Raw genomic sequence first — 7,758 nt, 5'->3', positions numbered from 1 at the left:
GGCCGCCTTGAAAAGGCCCCTTGACAGCGAAAGCCCCATACAAGGTGGCGCGGCGAAGCCGCGACGGAGAGGGGGACAGCGCCTGCAAAGAAAAGGCCCCTCTCCGGCCGCTTCGCGGCCACCTCTCCCCCCGCTTCGCGCGGGGCGAGGAATCCAAGCTTAGAACTATCCTACCTTCGCCTCCGGGTGGCTGATCGGATCCCGTACCGTCCCATACTGGCTGCCCCAGCGGTCGGTCATGTCGCAGCGTATGTCCCACAGCTCAGGAAAGAAGCGATGAAGGGCGCCGGCCTGCAGCAGTTCGACCGGCCGGCCCTTCAGCGATTTCGAGCCGAGCCCGATCGAACGGTGGATGAGGTAGAGATGATTGGCGCGGAATTTCTGGAACAGCTCGTCGAATTCGATCAGCGCCTCGGCGATGACATAGCTGTCGCCGTGATCGTACCTGATATCGTAGACATCCTCGACCGAGAGCCCGCGACCATCGAGATAGGACGCCTGGAAGGCGCGCCACAGGTCCGGCGGCATCCGCAGCAAGAGCTTGAAACCCGGCGATTCCTGGCCGCTGCCATTGCCGAGCTGCAGCCGAATCTCCTGGTATTCCTTGGGCGACATGGTTTCGAGCAGGTCGAGCTGCGCCGTCATCATGCGCATCAGCCGATGCACGCGCCCCATCAGCGTGACGATGCGATGGGTGTTCTGCTGCTCGAGGAAGTCGACGACATCGACCAGCGTGTAGGTGATGAGCTTCATCCACAGCTCTTCGACCTGGTGCACGATCTGGAACTGCAGCTCGTCGGCATTCACCATCTCGGCCAGCGGCTTCTGGCAGGCGAGAAGCTTGTCGCATCGGAGGTAGACGCCGTAGTCGCGCATCTCGGGTGTTTCGATGCGGGCGTAATAATCCGGCTTGTGCATGGCAGCTGCTCCTTTGCCCTGCCCGTCGGCTCAAGGCATCTGTTCGGTCCGAACCCGAAGGATAAGCGCTTTTGGCTTGAACATTGTTCCCTTCTGTTATTCAAATGGCAGGAAATGAAGGACGAAAATCCTTTCATGACGCGATTTTGGAGAACGTTTGATGCTGGATGCCCTTGATCGAAAGATCGTCGCGGCGCTGGAACGCGACGCGCGTATCTCCTTCACGGTGCTCGCCGACGAGGTCGGCTTAAGCAAGACGCCGTGCTGGAAGCGGGTCAAGGCGCTGGAGGACGCCGGCATCATCCGTGGCTACTCGACACGGATCGATCCGGCAAAGCTCGGCTTCGGCATCGAAGCCTTTATCCAGGTGTCGATCGATTTCGAGCTTTCCGAAGCCTTCGAGGCCGCAGTCCAGGCGCACCCGCTGATCCGGCGCTGCCACGCCACGACAGGCGAGGCCGACTATCTCCTGCAGATCGTGACGGTCGACATGATGGCGCTGGACAGGATGCTGCGCGTCGAGCTCAGCCGCCTGCCTGGCGTGCGCCGGACGATCACATCGATGGTCATGCGCGAGATCAAGGGTGACATTTCTTTCGCCAATGCCGTTGGTCATACGCAGCAGAAGCGATAACGGGTCGGCAGTGGCTGGTGCTTGTTGGAGCCGATCAGCGGGATGGTTCAGGCTGCGTTTTTGTCCGGCTTGTCGATCCGCCATGCCGGGCTTGGGGCTGGATCGACGCGCTGGTCCTTCTGCTGTTCGGCGTCAGCTTTCCACTTCGGGCAGTTCTCGTAGTCATGGTCGCGCCCGCCGCAATAAGCGCAGCATTTTGCAGGGATATCGGGGCGAAACATCGTCATGCATTGAAATGCGCGTGGCGCCGGTCTGGTTGCGTGGCACCGTTACTTTTCGCTTACATTAGGGGCTTGGGTGCTAAATCCGAGGCTTAAGAGACTGTTTCGAAATTCGCTCTGGCGAGTCATATGGTGGTGGTTTCGAGAACCGGCGCGCAGCGGACATTAGAGCGCTGCGCGTCCAATTGGACGCGCAAAGGACGCTCTAACACTTTGCATTTGCGCATGATCCTTTCCGGAAACCGAAATCGGTTTCCGGGGTCATGCGCTGGTCCGTGAGCACCGGAAGCGCAGAAAACGCCATCAGATGGCCGCCAGAGTAGAGTTTCCAAACAGTCTCTAAGGCGTGTAGCCCAGCGCGGCCAGGGCCGACAGCCCTGCAACCAGGCCAATTGCAATAACAATGCCGAAATGCCGTTCCAGGAATTTGCGCCCCTGCCAGTCGTATCGCATATCTGAAACTCCGCCGCGTAATCTGGGGCAGTGTGTTCAGGCGTCAAGGCCGGGGTCTTGACGGGCGGTAGTCAGGCAGCTGCCATTGTTCATATCGTGGTTCATCGGAGTGTGGAACGACACCTCATGGCCGAGCACTCTTCATCGGTGGGAGAAAACCACTCCCAGCCCGCCGCAGCATCCGACCCCCCGCCTGGCCTTTGTTTATGCCGAGGCGGTGCGAGGCCTTCTGCATCAGCAGAACGTGGTGGAGAGCCTCAATACGCGAGCGGGCATCTGATCTTTGCAACCGCGTTCGTGAGTTCTCTCCTCGGCGGCAGAGCCCTCCTGGATGGGCTGGGGCTGTGGGACTGGCTGGCGCTGGCGCTGCTTTTCCTGATCGGGCTGCTGGTCGTGATCATGTTGTGGCCCTACTACGCCTATACGTTCCGCTTCGATCCAGAGCAGCTGCTCCAGGACTTTGTCGATAAAAACCCCTCCGAAACCATGGATGTGATGCACCGCGCCCTTGCGCTCCGCATCAAAACCGACATGGCCAGCAACTGGCGGATCATTCAGCGCCTGCGCATGTCACTACAGCTTGCACTGTTTCTATTGTTGCTGGAACTTCTGGCGTGGCTGTTGGCGATAACACGAGTCTAGGCTCAGGGACTATTAAGCCAGCAGGATGAAGACTGCTATGCGAAAATCCCTCGCGCTAAAGCTGAGCTTCGATAGCCGAATTGTCTATAACAGACCATACTTGTACAATCTTTTTGTCCCGAAATTCATAGATGACGTTCTCGGCAAAGGAAACTCTCCTCCCTCTCACAGGGAGGCCGAGGAATGTTCCTTTCGGGGTACAATCGAAGTCAAGCCGGCTCGCTATATAAGGCGGATCGGAAATCAACATTCGGACGTTGAAATAAAGGTCCGGGATTTCAGCAAAGTCTGTCTCCAGCATTTCGCGATAACCTGACAAGCCGAGCCGCCGGCCGTTGTGGATCACCTCATTATCGACGAACTGTCCCAGCTTCTCCCAGTCCTGCTTGTTCAGGCAGGCAATGTAGTCTCGATAGACGCCGGAGAGGTCGGTTTTAATCATCGCGACTGACCCTATCTTCTAACGGGTCCTGCTGCAAAGGCGGTATTCTCGCGCTCACGCAGATGACGGCATGAAGCGGCTTCATGCGCAGATGAGAAAGTGTTAGACAGCGTCCACTTCCTCTATTCCCGCTTCGTCTAATGGTAGGACAGCGCCCTTTGAAGGCGTGAATCGTGGTTCGAGTCCATGAGCGGGAACCAGCATCGCCGGCGCCGGGCAACCGATCGGACCGGGCGTGCCGTCCTTTTCCGAACTGGCAAGGTGGTCGGGCCGACCGAGGAGCCCTATAACCACCTGACGTGACGGAGGACGACATGGCCGACGACAAATCCAAGAGCAAGCAGGACCGCAAACCGGCCTCGGGCGAGGAGCCTTACGACGTTGCGGCTTTTGCGAAAAAATACGGCATACCGCCAAGCGAGGCCGCGACCATCATCAAGCGGTACGGGCCTTCGAGAAGGAAGCTCGATGCGCATATGGCGAGCCGCAACGCCTGATCCGCATCCAGCGGCGGCCTGGACCCGGCTTGACCATGCCCGCCTGTTTTCCGGCCGGTTCTGCCGGATGCCCGAAATTTCCTATTTTGGGAAGTTGCCCCTTGTTCCCGTTTTGGGAACTCGCTATATCAAGGCGTGCAGATCGTCAGCAAAAAGACCCTTGTTGCCTTCTGGACCAGGCACCCGCAGGCGAAGGGGCCGCTGACCGCCTGGTATCTGGCGGTCGACAAGGTCGAATGGAAAACCTCCGCTGACGTCAAGAATCTGTTCGGTGCGAACGTGGACTTCGTCAGTGATATCAGTGCGATTTTCGATATCGCCGGCAACAAATACCGGGTCATCGTTCATGTCAGCTACACGTACAAGCGGGTGCTGATCAAATTCGTCGGCACCCATACCGAATACGATAAGATAGATGCGGAAACCGTGTGATGAAAAACATTCGCCCCCTCAAGACCGAAGCTGACTATGACTGGGCCATCGCTGAGATCGCCCGATATTTCGACAACGAGCCCGAGATCGGTTCTCCCGACGGCGACCGTTTCGATGTGCTCGCCGATCTCATCGAAGCCTATGAGACCAGGCATTATCCGATCGAGGCGCCGGACCCTGTCACGGCCATTCGCGCATATATGGAAATGGCCGGCCTGAAGCAAGTGGCCCTTGCCGAAGTCATCGGCTCGGCTTCGCGGGCCTCGGAAATCTTGAACAGGAAGCGCTTGCTGACGATGGAAATGGTGCACCAGATCCACAAGAATTGGCACATTCCGGCGGAAGTGCTTATCCAGCCTTACCACCTTTCAGGTGATCAGAAGACCGAACGGCGCCGGCCGGTGCGCAGCATTTGAAGCGATGGCAAGACATTTCGTCCATTGCCAATTGGCGAAGACCTGCTTGCAATGCCTAAAGTCCTGACAGCTTGGAAAAACCCTGCCCTCAAGATCGGCCTGATCGACCTCGGAGGGCCGATCCATGGATGTTGCGCTTATGTTAGCTTGAGCGCATATTTCGTCAGCCGGTGAACTATCCAAGCCGGTTAGGCTCGGCGCCAGTCCCCCCCTCGATCCCTCGACGCCGAGCCGCCGGGATCGGCCCTGGAGGCGAACCATGCCCATGTATCTCTCACGATTCAGCTATACGCCCGAGACCTGGGCGCGCCTGATCGAAAACCCTGAGGATAGACGCGAGGCAGCCCGCACCTACATCGAGTCGGTCGGCGGAAAGCTGCACGGGTTCTGGTACGCCTTCGGAGAGCACGATGGCTGGAATCTGTGGGAGGCGCCAGACAACGTTTCGATGGCATCTGTCGCGCTTGCCATTGGTGCGGGAGGAGCGCTCAGCTCGTACGAGACCACCGTTCTCCTAAGCGTCGAAGAAACGATGCAAGCCCTCGGCAAGGCGAAGTCGGTCCGCTATCGCCCGCCGGGAAAGCCCTGACCAGCTCGCGCGGTGTGGGCGTCGGAACCGTTTCCAGACTTTCTCGCGGCCGTTAATCATGTCGCCCAAAAGCATGCCCTCAGGCTTGAACCGGGGGTCCTGCAGCCTCGCATCCGGCCAGCGAATGCTATGCTCGCCGCCCAGCTGGCAAAGCCGCTCGCCCGCTCGCCCGCGCAACGATCGCTTGCAGCGGCTCCGGCTGGTGCAGCAGGAATCCCTGGCCGAAGGCAACGCCCATATCCCTGAGGATGTCGAGCGCATCCTGCTCTTCGATCTTCTCCGCCACCACGGAGCAGCCGAGGCTTCTAGCTATGCCCGATATGGCTGAGACGATCTCGCGGTCGAAACGGCTCTTCGCAATATGCTCGATGAAGGAACCGTCGATCTTGATCGTGTCGACGGGAAAGCGCCGGAGATATTCGAACGAGCTCATGCCCGCCCCGAAATCATCGAGGCTGACGCGGCAGCGCCGCTCGCGCGCCTTGCGGACGAACTCTTCGGCAGCAGTGAAATTGGTGACCGCGGCGGTTTCCGTGATCTCGAAGCCGATGCCGGAATGCGGCGCCCCGGTCTCATCGATGACGGCGTCGACGAAATCCCAAAGCTGCGGATCGCTCAGCGTCTGTGCCGACAGGTTGAAGCCGAGCGTGAGCGCCCCTGACTTCAGCGCCGGACCATGAAGCGAGAGCGCCGTCCTGATGATCCAGCGATCGAGCCGCGAGGCAATGCCGAACCGCTCCGCCGCCGGGATGAACTCGCCCGGCGGGATCAGCCGCCCGTTGCGCCCGGCGAGCCGCGCCAGGACCTCGACATGGCGGTTCTCTTGCCAGGGTTGTCCGAGGCGATGGATTTCCTGGCCGAACAGTTTCAGCCTTCCGTCTTCCATGGCATCGACGGTGTCGGCCGCCAGCCGCGCCGCATTGAGGCCCCCGGATGTTGTCTCAGGCGAGAACACCGCGAAGCGATTGCGCCCGGCGGCCTTGGCCGCATAACAGGCGTCGTCGGCGCAGGCCAGCGCGTCGGCCACCGCGGTATTCTCATCGGCGACAAAGGCGATGCCGATGCTGGCCGCAAGCTTGCGCGACGCCGCCGTCGAGCCGAGATCGGTATCGCGAACCGCCGCGAGAACGGCGCCGGCGAGACGCTCGGCTTGCGCTGCGTCGCAATCCGGCACCAGCAGCGCGAACTCGTCGCCGCCGAGGCGCGCGGCATGCGCCGGCGGCGGCAGACAGCCCAGAATGCCCTCGGCAACGCGCTTAAGCGCGAGGTCGCCGGTGGCATGGCCGGCGAAGTCGTTCAAGGCCTTGAAGTAGTCGAGATCGACATAGAACACCGCGAGCGGGCGCGCCGTTGCGATATGCTGGGCCAGCAGCCGGTCGAATGCGGCGCGGTTCAAAAGGCCGGTCAGGGCGTCATGGCGGGCCGCATGGGCAAGTTCCTGCTCGCGTTGCTTCGCCTCGGTGATGTCGCGCACCGTGCCCAGGATCTGGCCCGACGACTGGGCGTCGGCGATGAACCGTATCAGCGATTCGACATGCCTGATGTCGCCGTCCCGCTTGATGATGCGGTATTGCACGGCGACGACCTTTTGGGTTTGCAGCGGCGCCAAGTGGGCCCGCTCGGCGTCGGCCCTGTCGTCCGGATGCAGATAGCTGTGCCAGAGGTCTTGCGACACCTCGTCGGTTTCGGCGACAAGCCCGAAGATTTCCCGCGTGCGCTCGTCCCAGTAGCTTTTGCGTGCGGCAAGATCGTGATGCCAGATGCCGGTGCCGCTGGCGGCCAATGCCAGGCGAAACCGGACATTGACCTGTTCGAGCTCTGCTTCCGCTTGCTTCTGCTTGCTGATGTCGGTCTGGACGCCCATCAGCCGGACCGGCCGGCCTTCGACATCGCGTTCGACCACTCCGCCGCGATCGAGAACCCATACCCAGTGACCGGATTTGTGCTTCAGCCTGAGCTCGGTCTCGATCGAATCGGTCAGGCCGGTAATGTGGCGTTCGCCGCTGGCCACCGCCCGCTCGCGATCGTCGGGATGCGTCAGCTGCAGCCAGAGATCGCTCGCCTCGACGAGCTCACCCTCACCATAGCCGAGCATTTGCGACCACATCGCCGAGTAAAAACAGTCGCCGCTCCTGAGATCCCAATCCCAGACGCCAAGATGCGCGCGTTCGAGCGCCAGCTCCCAAAACTCTCCGTTGCGATTCTTCTTGTCAGCCATGCCCTGGACTTCGCCTGCCCCGTCGCGGCCATTGTGCGGCAAAAGCAAAGAAGAAACCGTTACTGCGTAGCGGCTGGGGTGGACGGCCAATCTCCCCCAGTTGGGCAGGGCAATCGCATATGGCTTCTTGCGAAGAGGACCCCCACCCTAACCCCTCCCCACAAGGGGGAGGAGACTTCCGTTGGCGCTGACCTCGGCAAATTGCCTGCCTTCCGGCGCGCCAAAAGGAAAGTAAAGGCGCGCGGCAGCGTTCCCTCCCCCTTGTGGGGAGGGTTAGGGTGGGGGGTACGCGCCGG

General features: G+C 60.6%; 10 protein-coding genes and 1 tRNA gene. 7 read left to right on the top strand and 4 right to left on the bottom strand.

Translation table 11 applies throughout. From position 1 onward, the window contains the following. Window positions 1-165: 165 nt before the first annotated feature. Window positions 166-918, bottom strand: a complete 753-nt coding sequence (locus AC0L14_RS34470) for a tryptophan 2,3-dioxygenase family protein (protein WP_473527780.1) — start codon at window positions 916-918, stop codon at window positions 166-168. 160 nt (window positions 919-1,078) lie between these two features. Between AC0L14_RS34470 and AC0L14_RS34465 the strand changes: the two genes are divergently transcribed. Then, entirely contained in the window at window positions 1,079-1,552 is a 474-nt protein-coding gene (locus AC0L14_RS34465; protein WP_473752201.1) for an Lrp/AsnC family transcriptional regulator, read from the top strand. Between the two features lie 47 nt (window positions 1,553-1,599). Here AC0L14_RS34465 and AC0L14_RS34460 read toward each other — a convergent pair whose 3' ends face one another. After that, window positions 1,600-1,779, bottom strand: coding sequence for a hypothetical protein (locus AC0L14_RS34460; RefSeq protein ID WP_473752200.1), 180 nt, complete (start codon window positions 1,777-1,779; stop codon window positions 1,600-1,602). Between the two features lie 744 nt (window positions 1,780-2,523). On the opposite strand from AC0L14_RS34460, the gene AC0L14_RS34455 reads away from it, so the two are divergent. Further along, window positions 2,524-2,868, top strand: coding sequence for a hypothetical protein (locus AC0L14_RS34455; RefSeq protein WP_473752199.1), 345 nt, complete (start codon window positions 2,524-2,526; stop codon window positions 2,866-2,868). Between the two features lie 55 nt (window positions 2,869-2,923). On the opposite strand, the gene AC0L14_RS34450 is transcribed toward AC0L14_RS34455, so the two are convergent. Beyond that, on the bottom strand, window positions 2,924-3,310 hold the full coding sequence (locus AC0L14_RS34450; RefSeq protein WP_473752198.1) for an ester cyclase: 387 nt from the start codon (window positions 3,308-3,310) through the stop codon (window positions 2,924-2,926). Between the two features lie 126 nt (window positions 3,311-3,436). On the opposite strand from AC0L14_RS34450, the gene AC0L14_RS34445 reads away from it, so the two are divergent. From AC0L14_RS34445 to AC0L14_RS34425, 5 genes are all read left to right on the top strand, one after another. Next, window positions 3,437-3,510: transfer RNA gene (locus AC0L14_RS34445), tRNA-Gln, on the top strand. A 114-nt stretch (window positions 3,511-3,624) separates the two neighbouring features. Next, window positions 3,625-3,807: a DUF3606 domain-containing protein gene (locus AC0L14_RS34440; RefSeq protein ID WP_473527821.1), complete on the top strand. Its 183-nt coding sequence runs from the start codon at window positions 3,625-3,627 to the stop codon at window positions 3,805-3,807. Between the two features lie 135 nt (window positions 3,808-3,942). After that, the gene (locus tag AC0L14_RS34435; protein ID WP_473752197.1) at window positions 3,943-4,239 is read left to right on the top strand and encodes a type II toxin-antitoxin system HigB family toxin; all 297 of its coding nucleotides are present in this window, start codon (window positions 3,943-3,945) and stop codon (window positions 4,237-4,239) included. Next, the gene (locus AC0L14_RS34430) at window positions 4,239-4,655 is read left to right on the top strand and encodes a helix-turn-helix domain-containing protein (protein ID WP_473752196.1); all 417 of its coding nucleotides are present in this window, start codon (window positions 4,239-4,241) and stop codon (window positions 4,653-4,655) included. The genes AC0L14_RS34435 and AC0L14_RS34430 overlap by 1 nt, the downstream gene beginning before the upstream one ends. Before the next feature lie 259 nt (window positions 4,656-4,914). Further along, entirely contained in the window at window positions 4,915-5,244 is a 330-nt protein-coding gene (locus tag AC0L14_RS34425) for a GYD domain-containing protein (protein ID WP_165848547.1), read from the top strand. A 127-nt stretch (window positions 5,245-5,371) separates the two neighbouring features. On the opposite strand, the gene AC0L14_RS34420 is transcribed toward AC0L14_RS34425, so the two are convergent. Further along, entirely contained in the window at window positions 5,372-7,462 is a 2,091-nt protein-coding gene (locus AC0L14_RS34420) for an EAL domain-containing protein (RefSeq protein ID WP_473752195.1), read from the bottom strand. Window positions 7,463-7,758: the final 296 nt, after the last annotated feature.

This window comes from Mesorhizobium sp. WSM4841, from assembly GCF_055811515.1.
Note: the sequence above shows the minus strand (reverse complement) of the source record. Positions and strands in the feature narration are given on the sequence as shown.

Coding starts and splice junctions, on each gene's coding strand:
- AC0L14_RS34425 (WP_165848547.1), top strand. CDS start 4,915: ATGCCCATGTATCTCTCACGATTCAGCTATACGCCCGAGACCTGGGCG.
- AC0L14_RS34420 (WP_473752195.1), bottom strand. CDS start 7,462: ATGGCTGACAAGAAGAATCGCAACGGAGAGTTTTGGGAGCTGGCGCTC.
- AC0L14_RS34430 (WP_473752196.1), top strand. CDS start 4,239: ATGAAAAACATTCGCCCCCTCAAGACCGAAGCTGACTATGACTGGGCC.
- AC0L14_RS34460 (WP_473752200.1), bottom strand. CDS start 1,779: ATGACGATGTTTCGCCCCGATATCCCTGCAAAATGCTGCGCTTATTGC.
- AC0L14_RS34450 (WP_473752198.1), bottom strand. CDS start 3,310: ATGATTAAAACCGACCTCTCCGGCGTCTATCGAGACTACATTGCCTGC.
- AC0L14_RS34470 (WP_473527780.1), bottom strand. CDS start 918: ATGCACAAGCCGGATTATTACGCCCGCATCGAAACACCCGAGATGCGC.
- AC0L14_RS34440 (WP_473527821.1), top strand. CDS start 3,625: ATGGCCGACGACAAATCCAAGAGCAAGCAGGACCGCAAACCGGCCTCG.
- AC0L14_RS34465 (WP_473752201.1), top strand. CDS start 1,079: ATGCTGGATGCCCTTGATCGAAAGATCGTCGCGGCGCTGGAACGCGAC.